Genomic DNA, 18118 nt, shown 5'->3' on the forward strand with positions numbered 1-18118 from the left:
TGGCAGAATAACGCAGGAGCTTGTTACCGAGCCTCACTATTCGTTTCAATCATCTGCCTTGCCTACAGCACTTTGAACTCCCGCTGAAATATCACATATTTAATAGGATTGGTATATCTTCTTGTGGGTTGATAATGGCTGTGGTAATATCCGCGCGCTTTATTTGAGTCATCGTTGGTCGAAAATGATGACGCCTTCATACTTTATTAATTATTAAGTGAGTGACTAATGTCTTACACAATCAACGCAGTAACCCGCACAGAAATCGGGAAAGGTTCGAGCCGCCGCCTACGTCATGCCGGTAAAGTTCCTGCAGTAATTTATGGTCCAGGTAAAGAGCCTGTATCAATCAAGTTTGAACACAAAGACATCATTAACATCCAGTTAAATGATGACTTTTACACAACTGACTTAACCGTTTCTATTGAAGGTAAAGAAGTTAAAGTTCGTGTAAAAGCTATCCAACGTCACGCATTCAAGCAATTGGTTGAACACATTGACTTCATGTTTGCTTAATCGCAAATGTGAAAAAAAAGCGCCTTAGGGCGCTTTTTTTATGGGTGATTTTTATCAATAAATTTATTCTTATAATGCCAAATGCCAAATGCCAAATGCCAAATGCCAAATGCCAAATGCCAAATGCCAAATGCCAAATGCCAAATGCTAATCGATTTCGAAGCTATAGTAGATATCAAGTGATTGACTTAAGGTGCTCGACACGCTTTCCAAATATAATTGTGAAAACAAATAATATCGCACAGTCATTTCATAACCGGGGTTAAATACTCCCACGCCATATTTAATCATTAAGTCTTCACCTATATACCCACTTACGGCCACTTTACCGTCATCATTAGTATCAAGTTGTACATTCGAAAATCCAAACTTTTCAATTAGACCCGTTGCAGTACTGCCAATGCTATTCATTGCTCCACCATCAAATTGTGAGCCTAAACTGAGGGCGGCGCCCATCATTAGTGAGTTACTTTGTTGGTTGGTTGTACTGGTAAAGCCTTTACCCGTCAAAATATAAGAAAGCACTTCAGCTTGCTCTTTTGCTGGATTAGAGAATAAGGTAACCACTGGACGCATTGGGGTACCCGTGACTCGAACACCGGCGGTGATATCACTCTCTTTAATGTCTCTAGTCGCTTCTATATTTAGGTTTGGTAATTCTGTCGGGCCAATAAATTGGACTTCACCAGTGTTAATACTTAAGGTTTGTCCCATAAACTTATAAGTCCCTTTGTTGACTTTAATATCACCAAATAACATGGGAGGCTTAAAAGCTTGTTGTTTTAGTATCAGATCGCCTTCTAGCCTTCCTTTAAGACCCATACCATCAATAGTAAGACGTTTACCTACACTGATATTTAAATCGGCTGTAACGGCATAAGGACTGGTTTTAACGGTTTGTTCAGACACTGAATCGTTAAATACCACATCGTTCGATACCGCAACGCCTCCTTCTGCTAACTGTGTAATTTTTATTTGTCCTGATGGCACGTCAACTTTGCCTTTTATCGCAAACAGTTGCTCATCAAAGGTCATATTAATATCTGGAGAGACATTTAATATTGCCATTGGCGGTTGAATTACTGCTAAATTTTCACCTTTGACATCAATGTCACCACAAAACTTTCCTTGTGGCCAAGCGAGGGTACCTGTCGTAGTCACTTGTCCGTCACCCATATGCCATTGGCCATTGAGTTGTCCTTGTTGGCCTTCTAGAGCCAGTGACAAGTACAGTTTATCGATTAATGTTGGGTTAGTGGATAAGGCAAATGCACCGTCACTGAGTTTAATATTACCCGAGACACTCGGGTCCATAAGAGTGCCGGATAAATTTAATCGACTGGACAACATGCCTTCTAAGGTTTCTAACCTTGGGAAGAACTCTCCAAAAGGCGCCAGATTAAGCTCATTAACATTAATCGTACCTAGTAAGGTGCGATCGGGCGTGATGTTGACACTCAGCTGACTTTGCCAACTTGCTATGCCGGACGAATCAAAACTCAATGAACTATTAATTTGTTTTTCATCAAGCGATGCTTGAAATAGTAACTGCTGGTAGTCGATGCTGATAGTGTTGTTTTTGGCTCGACTTAGCTTAATATTTCCCGGTAAAAGCGTAAACTGAACATTTGCAGTAGGCTTTTTACCTTTAGCCCAATTAACTTGAGTTGTTAGCGCTGCTTCACCGCTCCAGGTGATTTTTTTAGACAACACAGGTGCCAATGTTTTGCCGGGATTACCGGTAAAAGTAATATTAGCCTGGCCAGTGTGACCTAAATTAACATCATTGATTAAGCACAATTTATTGTGTGGATGCACTAAGCAAAAACGGCTCACACTGCCACGATTATTGAGTTGATCCCAGCTTGCGGTTATGTGTTTATCTTGTTGCCATTGTCCAAGAGCATTACTGATATTGAATTCTGTTAATGTGGCATTGAACTGTTGTTTATCAATATTACTACTACTGGTCATTTGAGTATTGATGACCACATCACCTTGAGTATTGAGTTTGCTTTGTTGTTGATGTTGATTGCCTTCACTGACGAATGCGATATCTGTCAGCTTATAGCTGTCCCATACAAGATTGTTATTACGCAGTTCTATCCGATATTGATGCTGTGTATAAGGTCGATAATTCGCCAGCAAGTCAAGGCTGTCAATTTTACTTCCTTGGTAACTGAATTGACTGATTTGCGCATTAATATCCACAATTGGGTCGGCACTATTACCCGTAACATCAACTTTTGCAAAAATATTACCGCGGCCGCCTTTTAGCCACTGACTGACATCGGGAACGCTAAGTTCGGCATCGATGTCCCATGTTTTGTCGGCTTGACCATTAATGATTAATTGAGCGCCAAGGGCATTGGCCTGCAGGTTTGTCGCGTTTATCGCAAAATCTTGATTTAATGAAATCTCGCCTTGTAGGTTCAGCGGGTAACCATTTAAACGACCGGTTAAATTGGCGTCTTGAATGGCCACTTGCCATTGCTTATCGGCAATGCTGCCCGTGCTATTAAAATGGCCACTGAATTTACTTTTGATCGGATTTTGCTGATTAATATAATCAATATATTGCAACTGAATGTCGTTGGTAAGCACATTGGCTTGCCAGGTTATGTCATCTTTATATGATAGCTGCCCAGTTAGATCTAGGTTGCCCGCGATTGATTGTAAATTGAGCTTATTGATGGTCAACTTTTGATTGTGGTTAACAACATCTGCAATAACCGCCAAAGTAGGGTGGTAAGGTGTTGTCAGTTGCCCTTCAAACTGCGCCACTTGGTCTTTTATATTACCTTTACTGGTAAAGTGGGTAATGTTGCTGGTGTACTGGGGATTTTTTAACGGCCATTGCAAAGCGGCATTGGTAAGTGTTACTTGGTATTCAAGCGCCGGCGTGGTGAGATTAATGTCTGCTGCAAGATTGAAATGGCTATCGCCTTTAGCGATGGCGTTGATATTTAATTGACTTAAGTCTTGGGTAAGATCTACACGGAGTTGTTGCTGTTGAAGCCCTGGCAACTCAGGCAGGTTTTCGACATTGGCTAGTAGCTTTAATGTCAGTGGGTAGTGCTCATGTAAACTAATATCACCGATAACGCTAATATCACCATCATCATGTTGAATGTCTAGTTGGGTTATTCCAAGTTGAAATTGACGAAAACTGGCCGCTAACGCGATATGGCTAAAATGGTCGTTGCGCTGGCCGATAATGAGCTGACTGTCGGTGGCATTAAACTGTCTAACATTGACAGGGAAAGGCATAAATACCTGTGGTAAGTTAGCCAATGGCCATGAAGTTTCTTTGGGATCGGCGGTTTGGTTTGTTGCATTATTATTTGGTTGAGAACGTGTTTGGTTTGTTGATGTTGCATCTGGAATGTTGACGACTAACCCCTGGCTGGTGAGAGATTCAACCACAAGGCCAGCGCTATTCAAGATAGCTTGAGTCGTTAAATTGTCGGCATAAAAAGTCATACCATTCACATCTACATCAATATTGGCCAATTGGGCGTGGCTGATATTAATGCCAATGGGTAATTCAAGCTCGGTAAAAGGTTGGTTCGTAGCATCCGTGTCAGTGGTGTTTTCGGTTACAGGAATATTATCAGTGATAATGTTCACATCAATACTTGATGCGAGTAGATTTGTGACACAAAGTTGTTTGTTAATCAGACATGTTGGCACCCACTCCAATGTTAAATCATCAGCTTCGACGCTAATCCCAGGCATTGACCATGACAAATGCTGCAGCGTGATATCACCATTTAAGGTGCCAGAAGCATATTCAACATCGATATCACTGATAAATTGATTGACGAACATCACCCCCATTTTACTGCCAAATGGGGTGCCCATGATGATGGCAAACAACATCAATAATACCAATGGGACATAAATCAGTATTCGGGTATAAAGCTTAATGCTGCGCCAAATTCTTGCAGATAGACTGGTTGATTTAGGTGCCTTTTTATTACTTGGTTTGAGTGATTCTTCTGACTGAGCGTTTTGCTCATTATGTTGCAAAGTACTTTGCTCGGTATGTTTATCTATCATAAATCAGTTCCCATGGTTAAATGGAAACGATATGAACGTGCAACTGTCTCGGTTTCTTTTAAGCCAAAACCTAGGTCCATTCGAATCGGGCCAATAGGTGATATCCAGTGTAATCCTCCACCAACCGATACTACCGGTTCAAACTGTTGTGTATCAAAAGCATTACCAGCATCGACAAAGGTGGCAACTCGCCATGTCGGGGTAAGATAATATTGATATTCAACACTGCCAATCGCCAAGTAGCGCCCACCGACAACCTGTCGAGATAAGCCGCCTTCACTGTTGGTGTAGTCAATATAGGGGCCTAATTCTTGGTAACTGTAACCTCGTATGCTTTGGTCGCCACCGGCAAAATATCGTAACGATGGCGGTATATTAGCCATATCGTTTTTGTCAGCAATGTTAGCACCTAAATCCACCCGGGCAACAAAACGATGCTTATCGAATATTGTATCTACCCATTTAAACCGGGCTTGTAAACGGGCCAGACGGATAGTTGAGCCCAGGGACGGGTCGGCGTATTCAACACTGTAAGTTTGACGATAGCCTGATTTGGGATCGAGCGTGTTGTCGCCACGGACGGTTTTGGTGAGGTTGAAACCCAACAAATAAAAACGTGGGTCGTAATCTGTATCGAGCTGATTATAAAACTCTCTCACGGATTCAATTGAATATCCATGTAACCAATTACTTTTAGAGCGCCTTTGACGCGTTAACCCAACGAGATACTTTTTAGACTCTAATTGCCCGGTATTATTAAATTGGCGTTTATCAGCGTCGTAATCTTGGGTAACACCATAGGTGTCGCGTAATAAGCCAAGTTTTATTTTCAGTTGATCATCTAAAGGGTGGGTTAACGGAATAGTATAAGTGGTTAAAATCTTAGGCCGCTCAGGTGACCACTCTGCACTGGTTTCTTGATAATGGCCATAGCGATTGATTTGCGGCGTTCGCCAAGTGACTCGCACACGAGGATCGACACTGTTTTCTGTACTATTTCCAATATCTGCGCCTAAACCGACTTCAATAAGATGACTAGGCCGCGGGCTTAGCTCAACTTTAATCGGCACTACACCAGTATCAATTTTGTTTAGTTGTGGTAATACTTTGATATTACTAAAGTAACCTGTATCTAATAAATTGCGATTAAACTCAGTTAATAGCTGTGTGGCGTAAGGCGCATCAGCATCAAAAGGAATTAAGGCTTCGACAACATCATTATTGAGAGTACTGCCTTCAAAGTGAACATCACCAAATAAATAGCGCTTACCCGAGTTAAACTGTAGGTTAATTTGGGCGGTATTTAAGTCACGGTTAATGTTGATTTCTGATTTGGTATATTGACCATCAAAATATCCTCTTGCCAGTGCTAACGTGACTAATTGTGATTTTATCGAATCATAGACACCATGGTTTAAGGTATCACCAGGTTTTATTTTCAGACTATTTAGCCACAACGAGAAAGTATTATCTTGGAGCATGTCACCTTGAAAATGGATATCTACCCACTGAATAATGACCGGTTCACCTGGCATTATATTGAGGCTTAACTCCCAAGGGCCTTTATCATTCTCTTTAACATCAATATCTAAAATTGCATGGTAATAGCCCATGGATTCAAGCGCATCATGGGTGTTATCGTCAACCGTAAATAAAAATGCTCGGCGCTGAACATCGTTATCTGGCAATGTGCCTAAATGGGCAAAAATGTTCTTTTCAATTTTTTTCGGCACGCCGGTAACGTTAATCGTTAACCAATTTTCGTCGGCCAGCACCAAGCCTGACATCAGTAAGGTCAACGAAAGTAATAGGAATTGGCTAATTTTAAGGCGTTTTGTCGACAAGTTAAGCTAACTTTTCCAAAATTGATGATGATGACCATTGTCGCTACAAAGTATAAAAGTCGCAAGGATATGATTGAAATTACAAGTAGAAATGGTTACAAAGATAAACCACCTTCAAGGACTTTTCTAACATGAATAAATTATATTTAACGATAGCGCTATGTTTAAGCTTAACGTCGAATACCTGTTTTGCTAAAGACGATACACCTTTTGCTATAGCAATCCATGGCGGCGCCGGCACTATTTCAGCTGCTAGCCTGAGCCCTGAGCAAGAGAAAGCCATTCGCGACAAACTTAAACAGGCAGTTGATGCCGGATATAAAGTGTTAGATAAAGGCGGCGACAGCCTCGATGCGGTTCAATCTGCGATAAATGTGTTAGAAAATAGCCCATTATTTAATGCTGGGGTTGGCGCTGTTTATACTTTTGATGGTGGCCATGAACTTGATGCCTCAGTTATGGACGGTAACACTATGAATGCAGGTGCCGTCGCTGGGGTTAAACATATAAAAAACCCGATTGATTTGGCTAGAAAGGTAATGGAAAAATCACCCCATGTGATGCTTTACGGACAAGGGGCAGAAGAATTTGCGTTAACCCAACAATTTAGTTTAGTGCCCAACAGTCATTTTGATACCCCACATCGTTATGCGCAGTTACTTGATGCTAAAGCGAGTATCATTGAAGCCGAGCAAAATAACGGCGATGATTATCAGGCGTCAGTGGCACAGTTAACCGCCAATTATAAATATGGCACCGTGGGTGCTGTTGCACTTGATAAGCAAGGTAACCTTGCTGCAGGGACGTCAACCGGCGGCATGACAGCAAAACGTTTTGGTCGTATTGGTGATTCTCCAGTCATTGGCGCTGGAACGTATGCTGAAAATGGCGTATGTGCGGTATCTGCAACTGGGCACGGTGAGTATTTTATTCGTTATCAGGTGGCGGGTGACATATGCGCCAAAGTTAAATACCAACAATTATCGATTATTCAAGCGGCTGATGAAGTCATTAATCAACGCTTAATATCAGCTGGTGGAACTGGAGGTGTGATAGCGATTGATCAGCGTGGCAATATAGCAACGCCATTTAATACCGAAGGTATGTATCGTGCCACTCGAAGCCAAGGCCAAGCTGCGACAATCATGATCTGGCGTGATAAGTAAGTTCTAGCTGTGATAATAAGTACCGATTAATACAATCGGTTTTATTTTCTATCCACTGAGCCATTATTGACTAAACTTAAATTAAGTCAGTACTCGAATGTTGATTCATTAAGAATTGATTAACGAGATTTATTAAGCACGTAGTCGATTAGCGTGCATTTAGGGGGCTTTATGGATTCAATAAAAATTAAAGATCACATGGATAGACGTCCGATACTGTTAACCGCAGATATGTCACTGGCAATAGCGGTTGAAAAATTACTCGAAAGTAATAAGAGCGGCGCGCCAGTGGTGGATAGTGTTGGAAAGCTAGTGGGTTTCTTATCCCAACAAGATTGCTTGTCAGTGATGTTAAAAAGTAGCTACCACTGTGATATGACCAGTACAGTGGCAGATTGCATGAAAAGCCCCGTGTTGACGGTCGCGCCGGATGACAGTATTTTAGAACTCGCTGAACAAATGTTGGGTGCGAAGCCGAAAATTTATCCTGTATTGAGTGCCGGAAAAGTCATTGGGACGATTAATCGGACCAATGTGCTTAAGGCGATGAATATTTATATGCAACAGTGTTACTTATCTCCAGCTTAACAATCGTTAAAATCAATACCATTCTGCTGTTTTCCTTGCTAGGATCGCTTTTTTTGATGTAAGCAAGGGAATCAGATTTGAATTCGGACCTTCACCCGCTATCTAAGGCGTATCTCAATCTTTGTTATCAAACCGATGCTGCTAAAATTCGTCGTCGTTTGTATCGTGTCAATAAAGAAGCCGAGTCTGAAAAAAAATCCCAAACGTTAGCTCAGTTAACTGAAGCTGCGCAGCAAGCCTATCAAAAAGCGCAACAGCGCTTGCAGTCTAGACCTATTATCAGTTATCCAGATGAACTGCCTGTGTCGCAAAAACGTGACGATATAGCCTCTGCTATTGCCAATAATCAAGTGGTGATTGTGGCGGGGGAGACTGGGTCTGGTAAAACCACTCAGTTACCTAAAATCTGTCTTGAATTGGGATTAGGAACGAGAGGCTTAATTGGCCATACTCAGCCTCGTCGTCTTGCTGCTCGAAGTGTTGCGAACCGTATTGCTGATGAACTTAACAGCCCATTAGGCGAAGTTGTTGGCTTTAAAGTTCGTTTTGCTGATGCCATGAGCGACAACAGTTACATTAAACTGATGACCGACGGTATTTTGCTCGCCGAACTCACCTCAGATCGATTTCTCAACCAGTATGATGCGATTATTATTGATGAAGCGCATGAGCGCAGCTTAAACATTGATTTTATATTGGGATATCTGAAGCAGGTATTAAAGAAACGTCCTGATTTAAAAGTTATTATTACTTCAGCTACCATTGATGTAGATCGCTTTTCAAAACACTTTAATAACGCACCTGTTATTGAAGTGTCTGGGCGTACTTTTGAAGTTGAAACGCGTTATCGTCCTTTAGTTCGCGACACTGATGCTGATTTAGATGTCAGCGATGGTATTTTTGCTGCCGTAGAAGAGTTAATGGCCGCTGGCCCTGGCGACATATTGATATTTATGAATGGTGAGCGCGAAATTCGCGATACCGCAGATTTACTCAATAAACAGCAATATCGCGATACTGAAGTTTTACCACTATACGCGCGTCTTTCTTATGGTGAACAATCTAAAGTCTTTAAAAGCCACATTGGCCGCCGTATCGTATTAGCCACCAACGTTGCCGAAACGTCATTAACCGTACCTGGGATCCGTTATGTTATCGATCCTGGTACTGCTCGAATAAGCCGTTATAGTTACCGCACGAAAGTACAACGTTTACCGATAGAACCTATTTCGCAAGCCAGTGCCAATCAGCGTCAAGGACGTTGTGGTCGTGTAGGACCGGGTATTTGTATTCGACTTTACGATGAAATGGATTTTATTCAGCGTCCCGAATTTACCGATCCTGAAATATTACGAACCAATCTTGCTTCAGTGATATTACACATGCTCGCGATTGGATTAGGTGACATTGGCGGATTTCCATTTATTCAACCACCGGACCAAAAGCACATTCGTGACGGTTTTTTATTGCTTGAAGAGTTACAAGCGGTTAAAAAATCGGGACATGATCTAGTGTTAACGCCATTAGGCAAAGACTTAGCCAAAATCCCACTCGATCCGCGCTTGGCCCGAATGGTCATTGAAGCGAATAAATTGGGTTGTTTACACGAAGCGTTAGTGATAACTGCAGGTTTGTCGATTCAAGATCCGCGTGAACGTCCAGCGGAAAAGAAACAAGCAGCAGACGAGTGTCATCGCCGTTATGCTGATAAAGATTCAGACTTTGCCAGCTGGGTAAAGTTATGGGATCACGTAAAAGATCAAAAGCATGAGCTATCAGCCAGTCAGTTTAGAAAACAATGTCGTGACGAATATCTCGCGTATTTACGCGTACGTGAATGGCAAGATTTATACACTCAAGTGAAACAAGCCGTCCATGAATTGAAATGGCGTATTAATGACAGTGCAGCCAGTTACGAACAGTTACATAGAGCATTATTATCAGGCTTGTTAAGTCATGTTGGTTTTAAAGGCGAGAACAACGAGTATCTAGGGGCGCGTAACCGTAAATTCTTTGTGTTTCCGGGATCGCCTTTAGCGAAAAAGGGGCCTAAGTGGATAATGGCTGCTGAGCTGACTGAAACCTCACGTTTATTTGCGCGTTGTTGTGCCAAAATAGACCCTGAATGGTTAGAGTCACTCGCCTCACATTTAGTGAAAAAGAATTATCTAGAACCGCATTTTGAAGCCAAAGCGGCAAGCGTTATAGCACTTGAGAACCAAGTTCTTTATGGCTTGACCATAGTCAATCGCCGTCGAGTACAATATGGGCCGATTGACCCTATAGAAGCTCGAGATATTTTTGTGCGTAGTGCTTTAGCCGAAGGGCAGTTACAAACGAAAGAAACGTTTTTTGTTAATAACCAAAAATTGCTTAATGACATAGAGTCGCTAGAACATAAATCTCGCCGGCGAGATATTTTGGTCGATGAGCAAGTGTTGGTGGATTTTTACGAACCGCTAATACCAGCTGGCATTTATAATGGACCACTATTTTTTGCTTGGTGGAAAAAAGCGCGTCAACAAACGCCTGACTTACTCGATTACAGCCAAGCATTATTAATGCAGCGTAGTGCCGATCATATATCAGCGCTCGATTTTCCAGAAATATGGCATAAAGGTAATCTCGGCTTAACCGTCAGTTATCATTTTGAACCGGGTAGTGTTGATGACGGCGTATCTGTGCATATTCCTGTTGCACTGATTAATCAAATTGATGACAGTGACTTTGATTGGTTAGTGCCTGGGTTGCGACAAGAAAAACTGATTGCACTGATTAAATCCTTGCCTAAAAATCTACGTCGTAATTTCGTTCCCGCACCAGATTATGCTCGGGCATGCTATCAAGCGATGAAGCCGTTTGAGTTATCGATGCTTGATACCATGTGTAAACAGTTACTGCGCATGAGCGGTGTACGCATTTCTGCTGATGATTTTGATGTAACTCAACTGACAGAACATCTTAAGATGAACTTTAAGATTGAGGATGACCATGGTCGCTTAGTCGCCCAAGGTCGTGATTTAGAGCTGTTAAAAGGTCAACTGCAAGGTGTTGTTGCTAAAGCAATACGTAAAGTGGCAGACAAAGGCATTGAGCAAGAGGCAATAACCACATGGTCATTTGGCGATTTACCCGCTCAATATCAGCAGCGCAAAGGTAATTACGAAGTTAAAGCGTATCCGGCATTAATTGATAATAAAACCGATGTGGCGATTAAGTTATTTGATGATGAACATGAAGCAAAACGTCATCATCGAGTAGGGTTGCGCCGATTACTGTTGATTAACATACCTTCGCCAGTGAAACATTTACAACAAGCTTTGCCTAATAAAGCAAAGCTAGCGATGTACTTTAATCCATTTGGACAAGTGCAGATATTAATTGAAGATATTATTAATGCAGCGGTACAGCAGTTGTTAGATCAAAAGCAACTAGATATTCGTAACGAGCAGCAGTTCGAACAAGCAAAAGAGTGGGTTCGCCAAGAGCTCAACCCAACAGCAGAGAATATTGCGCTAAATGTAGAACAAATTTTGACAATTTATCAACGTATTAAAAAACGTCTTAAAGGCAAAATTAGTTTAGATATTGCATTTGCAATGAGTGATATTCAAACTCAGCTTGATAGTCTTGTTTATAAAGGATTTGTCGAAGACTGTGGCTGGCAACGGTTAACGGATGTTGTTCGTTATTTAAAAGCCATTGAAAATAGACTCGATAAGCTACCTGTTGACCCTACACGCGATCGATTACACATGCATAGTATTGCAAAAGTACAAGAGGCGTTAACGGCTCAGTTAGCGAAAGTGCCACGTTCACAACCGGTCCCAGAAGCACTAATTGAAGCTCGCTGGATGATAGAAGAGTACCGAGTATCTTGTTTTGCTCAGGTATTAGGTACCGCTTATCCTATTTCAGAAAAGCGAGTATTGAGTTCTATCAGTCAAGTGTAACCTTGGCACGTTGCTCTATCGCATGACGATGTTAATACAACCGATATCACTTAGGTGATGTCGGTTTTTTATTATCCTAAATTGATTCATTTTCTACTGATGTCTGTAAGACCTGTCATTTCCTAAGAACTCATCAGCTTTAACTATTAATTCTAAGCCAAAAGCTTAGCTGTATGTGTTAAATGCTTTGATAGTGCAGGATGGGTGCAGGGCGTTATTTTTGAGTGAAGCTCTCAGGTGCTTCATTATGTTGTGCTTCGTCTTTTAAGGGCATTATTCTTTCAATAAATAATCAGAACTATAGAGTTTGAGTTGCTGTAATAGAGGCATTTAGCCTTAACAGCAGCAATGGATCCGTCGACTTGTGTCGCAATACGTTAGTACGTTGTCACGTCGAGCATGTTGTAATTTCTGAAAGACTTTCTGTTTTTTAGTGCAAAATCTCAATTTAAAGACACATTTAGACTATCCGCAAAACAGAACTGAAAGTTTTTCGTAATTGTGGTTTGAAAGTAATCTGACTATTGATATACTTAGCGCCAAGAAGAAAGTGATTGGTACTCTTCTCTCTGTAAGGCAAATGTCATCCCCCCAGCATTAACACGATGTCGTCAGTATTAAGGATTCAATATCGTGTTGTTGTTTATAAAAAGACAGGCCTACACCTACAAAACGACCTAAAAGATTGGAGTTATTATGGAAGTTCATGAATACGAAAACGCTTACTATCAAGTGAAAGATGACGTGTTAGAGTCTTTACCTTCTGACGAAGAATAAGACGATTGAACGAGCTGATTAATGCTTTGACAACTTAGTTGTTGCATTAAATACTCCGACAAAAAAATAAAAATAGCAGCCTAGGCTGCTATTTTTATTGGTTATTGCTAATAATCGGTTTTTTCAATAATACTTAAACATATCGCATAGCGGTGTATATCTGTAATCAGTGATAATTGTTTTGATCTTCCATCATGACTAAACTAAAACTAGCTAAGTTTGGTAATATGCTTTGACTCAATACTAACCTTCAATACGACCTTTTTCGGGTAATATTTCAACAATCACCCAGGTATTGCCTTGTTTATGCAGACGAATGGTTCGATCATCAATCCAATTTCTTCCACCTTTTAATCCTTGCATTTTAACGATGACAGTAACGTCGTCGGTAAATTTTCGGAAGAAGTCGATATCAATTTCATCAATAGACATCGTCACCTGTTTCATGGATAAGCCTAATACATGTCGTTGTACCGCTGATGCAATATGATAATGATCCATAATCTCTTGGATGTCAGGTGCGACAAACTTTTTAGCTTTCTCGACATCACGATCGACATAAATAGCTTCGAAGAACCCCAAAGAAACTTGTTCTGGTGTGAGTTGAGGTTGACCAAACTCATCTGATTGTCCGCAAGCGGTGAGAATGAACAGTAGAAGTACAGGCAATACTTTAATGGAATTCATTTTTAACATAAGGCTCTTTTTACAGCTGATATTATTATTTTTATCTAGTATCTCGATTTATGCTATAGCTTACAAGGATAGGCTCGATTTAAATAATATCATTATCAAAAATTGTAACGTAGAGCCTTAAATGCTCATATTTTGTAATATATTGAAAGTATGAATGGTTCAATTGAGTTTGATGATAAGCTATTATTTGTTCGATTAACGACAAAACAGGGTGCTTTTGATCGTAATGGCTTGACGCGATCAAAATGACATGTCATAAGTTAACGATACCGACACACGATAGTTATATAGAGACCGATATAGCGTGTGCTCATACCGATTCATTATAGCTACTATACATAGTGATAAGAATTGGCTAAAAATGTTATCCACAGATTCTGTGGACAACTGTGTTGACGAACGAGAGTAATTATACTAACCCACTGTATTTTTACACTTTTTGTGTGTGGTTAAAAAATAACGCAGATTTTATATTAAATGGATTTTGCGTGTAAAAAAACCAAGCCTCTTAATGAGACTTGGTTTTTTAGTTAGTGAAGATAAAGATACTTACCATTTCTTTTTTGGCTGAAACAACATATCAAGATCATCACCTTCTTTTTTCGGTTTTGGTGCACTCGGTTCACTGTGTTTTTGAGCACCCATGATTTCATCGAGTAACTGCTTAGCTTCATCGACTTTACGAGCAATAAAAGGATCATTGGGCGTCTGCGCTTTAATCGTGTGGAGCGTGTTTAATGCTTTTGTGACCATTTGTTTACTAGAACCGTACTGCTTCATAAAGCAAGCTGCACGAGCTCGGCTAATCATAGAATCAACATTAATTCTTAATTGCAGATTGTCGATACGCATTTCTTCTTGTGCAAAAATAGACGGATCCACTTTTCCCTTATTATGTTCAGCACGTAAAATGGCTTTGAGCTTCTTAAGTGTTTTTACTAATTCTAAAACTTGCCTATCATTATCAGGTAAACGAAAGTTCTCAATCGCAGGGACTTGGCTTGGTGAATTAGACACTGTGGCTATTTGCATTTTAATGTCACCTAGGCGACGCTCATAATCCGATTTTAATTGGCCTGATGCATGGACAACAGATTGTTCTAAAGCATCTTGAATGCGTCGATATAGTACTAACATAATGTGGCTAGAAGATGGGGTCATGCCAGTGTTGGATAATACGGCATCAGTTTCATCTATGATGGCGCGCTGGCGAGATGCTTCTACTCGACGTTCAGCTTCTGCTCGCTCTTTTTGTTGTTGGACAATACTAAAGCCGATAATCAGCAATAATAATGCACCAATAAGAATTAATACCAAAATTAAGGACATAAAGGTTCCATTTTATCTTTCATATCTCATGGTAAATATAGCCAAACGACAATGGCTAAAAGTTATTTTGATGCTGGAATAAATCGTTGCAATAAAACTTCATCAAAATGATTCTATATCTTAGCGTATGTTATCGTGGCTGTCGTTGAATAATAAGTCGTTTTGTTGATAAATCATTAAACATTTGAGCCATGATGTTTATCAAAAGCTAAGTCAATTAAGTAACGAGCGATTTTTGCTTGCTCGTTATTACTATTTATATTACATTTCAATTGTCATATAACGTTTTATTATAGTTGAACGTTTGTTCTTCTCATGTAAGACAACGACCGATTTGTTCTTGTTTGCATATTTTGCTGATGAGTGTTGGTTAAATCAAGGATAAAACCATGAAGCTGCAACAACTTAGATATATTGCAGAGGTTGTAAAACACAACCTAAATGTGTCATCAACGGCTGAGAACCTCTATACCTCACAACCCGGCATTAGTAAGCAAGTTAGAATGCTAGAAGATGAATTAGGTATTCAAATATTTGGTCGAAGTGGTAAACACTTGACTCACGTAACTCCTGCTGGGCAGCAAGTTATTGATATTGCAAATGATATACTTGGAAAGGTCGATAGCATTAAAAAGGTGTCTGAAGAATATACTCAGCCTAATCAGGGGGATTTAAATATTACCACCACTGATACTCAGGCTCGATATGCTTTGCCACAAATTATTAAAGAGTTCATTAAGCGATATCCCAAAGTCAATCTGCATATGCACCAAGGCACGCCGTCACAAATTAGTGAACAAGCCGCTAGAGGTGATGCTGATTTTGCCATTGCAACCGAAGCTATGCACTTGTATACCGATTTAATTATGTTGCCTTGTTATCATTGGAATCGCTCAATTGTTGTGACCCGTGACCATCCACTCGCGACTCAATCGACAAAAATTAGCATTGAAGATTTGGCTAAGTTTCCGCTAGTAACTTATGTGTTTGGTTTTGATAAAGCCTCTGAAATTGAAAAGTCATTTAAGCGTGCAGATCTTGATCCTCGAGTGGTGTTTAGTGCAACCAGTGCTGATGTACTTAAAACCTATGTACGTTTAGGATTAGGGGTAGGGGTTATTGCTTCTATGGCAATCGATCCGGCTGTTGATAAAGATTTAGTGGCGATTGATGCAAGCCATCTGTTTGCTCATAGTACAACCAAAATCGGCTTTAGACGTGGTAGCTTTTTACGCAGTTACATGTATGACTTTATGCGACATTTTGCACCGCACTTAACTCGCGATGTAGTAGAAAAAGCTGTCGCGCTTCGAGATCAGCAATTGATTGATGAAATGTTTGCCGACATGACATTACCAGTACGTTAGTACCCTATATCGATAATGCTTATTACATAAAAAACCTCGCGAATCTGCGAGGTTTTTTGTTTAATTTAAAGGCTTAGTAATTGGTGTTAATCTGGTGCGTAACCAGATGGCCCAATTAGCTCGCCATCTAAATAAGCTTTACCATCGGTCATCGCTAAACGACCTAAGCTGAACCATTTTACCACCAGAGGATAAATGGCATGTTCTTGTTCATGAACACGCTCTGCTAATGCTTCAGCATCATCTTCTGGGTAAATAGGGACTTTAGCTTGTAATATAACTGGTCCAGCATCGAGCTCAGGGATAACAAAGTGCACACTAGCGCCATGCTTTTTGTCTCCAGCATCAATAGCCCGTTGATGCGTGTGAAGCCCTGTATACTTAGGCAATAATGATGGATGAATGTTAATCATTTTCCCTAGAAAATGACTGACAAAATCATCTGTCAAAATTCGCATAAAACCCGCAAGAATAATGAGATCCGGTTGGTATTTTTCAATTGATTTCAATAAACGCGCATCATAATCACTGCGTACTTCATTGGCATAAGGAATAACACAACTGGTATCAATCTCGCTTTGATGAGCGCGAATTAACCCATAAGCATCCGGTTTGTTACTAATCACACCAACAACGGCAGCTTTTAAGTTATCGTCACAGCCATCAATAATAGCTTGAAGATTACTGCCATTACCGGAAATCAGTACCACAACTCGACAGCTTTGACTCATTAGATGATCTCCACTTGCTCTTCGTCACCTTGACGAGTAGCAATTTCACCTATCAACCAAGCATTTTCGCCTTCAGCTGTTAATAATGCTAACGCAGCATCAACTTTCTCTGTTGGCAGCGCAATAACCATACCTACACCACAGTTAAATGTTAGGAACATTTCATGCTGTGCAATATTACCGTTTGTCATTAGCCAATCAAACACTACTGGCCATTTCCAAGAGTCACCCTTGACTACAGCTTTGCAATCATCAGGCAGTACTCGTGGGATATTTTCCCAGAATCCACCACCGGTAATGTGCGCCATAGCGTGAATGTCTGATTGTTCAATCAGTTTCAATAAAGGCTTAACATAAATTCTTGTTGGCTCTAATAAATGGTCAATTAAAGGCTTTCCAGCAAGATCTTGCTGAGGGTCTGCTTTGCTGACTTCTAATACTTTTCGGATTAACGAGTAACCATTTGAATGAGGACCACTTGAAGCAAGCGCTATGAGTGAGTCGCCCGCTTTAACTTTAGTGCCATCAATGATGTCTGCTTTTTCAACAACACCAACACAGAATCCGGCAAGGTCGTAATCTTCACCTTCGTACATGCCTGGCATTTCAGCCGTTTCACCACCGATTAATGCACAACCAGATTGGAAACAACCTTCTGCAATGCCGCTAACAACTGAAGTCGCTGTTTCAACATCAAGCTTACCTGTCGCGTAGTAATCAAGGAAGAAAAGCGGTTCTGCGCCAGAAACAATCAGATCGTTGACACACATAGCAACTAAATCAACACCGACGGTGTCATGCTTTTTGTAATCAATGGCTAATCTTAATTTTGTGCCAACGCCATCTGTGCCAGAAACCAGTACAGGATGTTTGTATTTAGTTGGTAATTCGCATAATGCGCCAAAACCACCTAAATTGCCCATAACTTCTGGACGGCGAGTGCGTTTTACCGCAGATTTAATGTTGTTTACTAACGCATTTCCTGCATCGATATCAACGCCGGCGTCTTTGTAACTTAGGGGGGTAGGAGTGGTCACGGAGGATCCTCTAGGGTACATCGTTTTATGGAATTTTATGCGGCAATATTCT

The 18118-nt window shown here is 40.6% G+C and carries 11 protein-coding genes; 5 read left to right on the top strand and 6 right to left on the bottom strand.

Annotated features, from left to right (window positions below; translation table 11 throughout):
- Positions 1–228: 228 nt before the first annotated feature.
- Positions 229–516, top strand: coding sequence for a 50S ribosomal protein L25 (gene rplY, locus SFRI_RS07395; RefSeq protein WP_011636915.1), 288 nt, complete (start codon positions 229–231; stop codon positions 514–516).
- Positions 517–663: 147 nt separating this feature from the next.
- Here rplY and tamB read toward each other — a convergent pair whose 3' ends face one another.
- Together tamB and SFRI_RS07405 are read right to left on the bottom strand one after the other, a co-directional pair.
- Complete coding sequence (gene tamB, locus SFRI_RS07400) at positions 664–4578, bottom strand: autotransporter assembly complex protein TamB (RefSeq protein WP_011636916.1); 3915 nt, start codon at positions 4576–4578, stop codon at positions 664–666.
- Positions 4575–6365: an autotransporter assembly complex protein TamA gene (locus SFRI_RS07405; RefSeq protein WP_011636917.1), complete on the bottom strand. Its 1791-nt coding sequence runs from the start codon at positions 6363–6365 to the stop codon at positions 4575–4577. The genes tamB and SFRI_RS07405 overlap by 4 nt, the downstream gene beginning before the upstream one ends.
- A 188-nt stretch (positions 6366–6553) precedes the next feature.
- Between SFRI_RS07405 and SFRI_RS07410 the strand changes: the two genes are divergently transcribed.
- The 3 genes from SFRI_RS07410 (at position 6554) to hrpA (ending at position 12129) form a co-directional block, all read left to right on the top strand.
- Positions 6554–7588: an isoaspartyl peptidase/L-asparaginase family protein gene (locus tag SFRI_RS07410; protein ID WP_011636918.1), complete on the top strand. Its 1035-nt coding sequence runs from the start codon at positions 6554–6556 to the stop codon at positions 7586–7588.
- Positions 7589–7759: 171 nt separating this feature from the next.
- On the top strand, positions 7760–8176 hold the full coding sequence (locus tag SFRI_RS07415; protein ID WP_011636919.1) for a CBS domain-containing protein: 417 nt from the start codon (positions 7760–7762) through the stop codon (positions 8174–8176).
- 77 nt (positions 8177–8253) lie between these two features.
- Entirely contained in the window at positions 8254–12129 is a 3876-nt protein-coding gene (gene hrpA, locus SFRI_RS07420) for an ATP-dependent RNA helicase HrpA (RefSeq protein WP_011636920.1), read from the top strand.
- A 1020-nt stretch (positions 12130–13149) separates the two neighbouring features.
- On the opposite strand, the gene SFRI_RS07425 is transcribed toward hrpA, so the two are convergent.
- Both SFRI_RS07425 and SFRI_RS07430 read right to left on the bottom strand, forming a co-directional pair.
- Positions 13150–13602, bottom strand: a complete 453-nt coding sequence (locus tag SFRI_RS07425) for a DUF4878 domain-containing protein (protein WP_011636921.1) — start codon at positions 13600–13602, stop codon at positions 13150–13152.
- Positions 13603–14151: 549 nt separating this feature from the next.
- Positions 14152–14931, bottom strand: coding sequence for a hypothetical protein (locus tag SFRI_RS07430; protein ID WP_011636922.1), 780 nt, complete (start codon positions 14929–14931; stop codon positions 14152–14154).
- A 389-nt stretch (positions 14932–15320) separates the two neighbouring features.
- On the opposite strand from SFRI_RS07430, the gene cysB reads away from it, so the two are divergent.
- Positions 15321–16298, top strand: a complete 978-nt coding sequence (cysB, locus tag SFRI_RS07435) for an HTH-type transcriptional regulator CysB (RefSeq protein WP_011636923.1) — start codon at positions 15321–15323, stop codon at positions 16296–16298.
- Between the two features lie 86 nt (positions 16299–16384).
- On the opposite strand, the gene purN is transcribed toward cysB, so the two are convergent.
- The gene (gene purN / locus SFRI_RS07440) at positions 16385–17029 is read right to left on the bottom strand and encodes a phosphoribosylglycinamide formyltransferase (RefSeq protein WP_011636924.1); all 645 of its coding nucleotides are present in this window, start codon (positions 17027–17029) and stop codon (positions 16385–16387) included.
- Positions 17029–18066 carry a phosphoribosylformylglycinamidine cyclo-ligase gene (gene purM, locus SFRI_RS07445; protein ID WP_011636925.1) on the bottom strand — a complete coding sequence of 346 codons (1038 nt, stop codon included), beginning with the start codon at positions 18064–18066 and terminating at the stop codon, positions 17029–17031. Before purM ends, purN begins: the two co-directional genes overlap by 1 nt.
- Between the last annotated feature and the right edge of the window lie 52 nt (positions 18067–18118).

The organism is Shewanella frigidimarina NCIMB 400 (genome assembly GCF_000014705.1).
Classification (GTDB): domain Bacteria; phylum Pseudomonadota; class Gammaproteobacteria; order Enterobacterales; family Shewanellaceae; genus Shewanella; species Shewanella frigidimarina.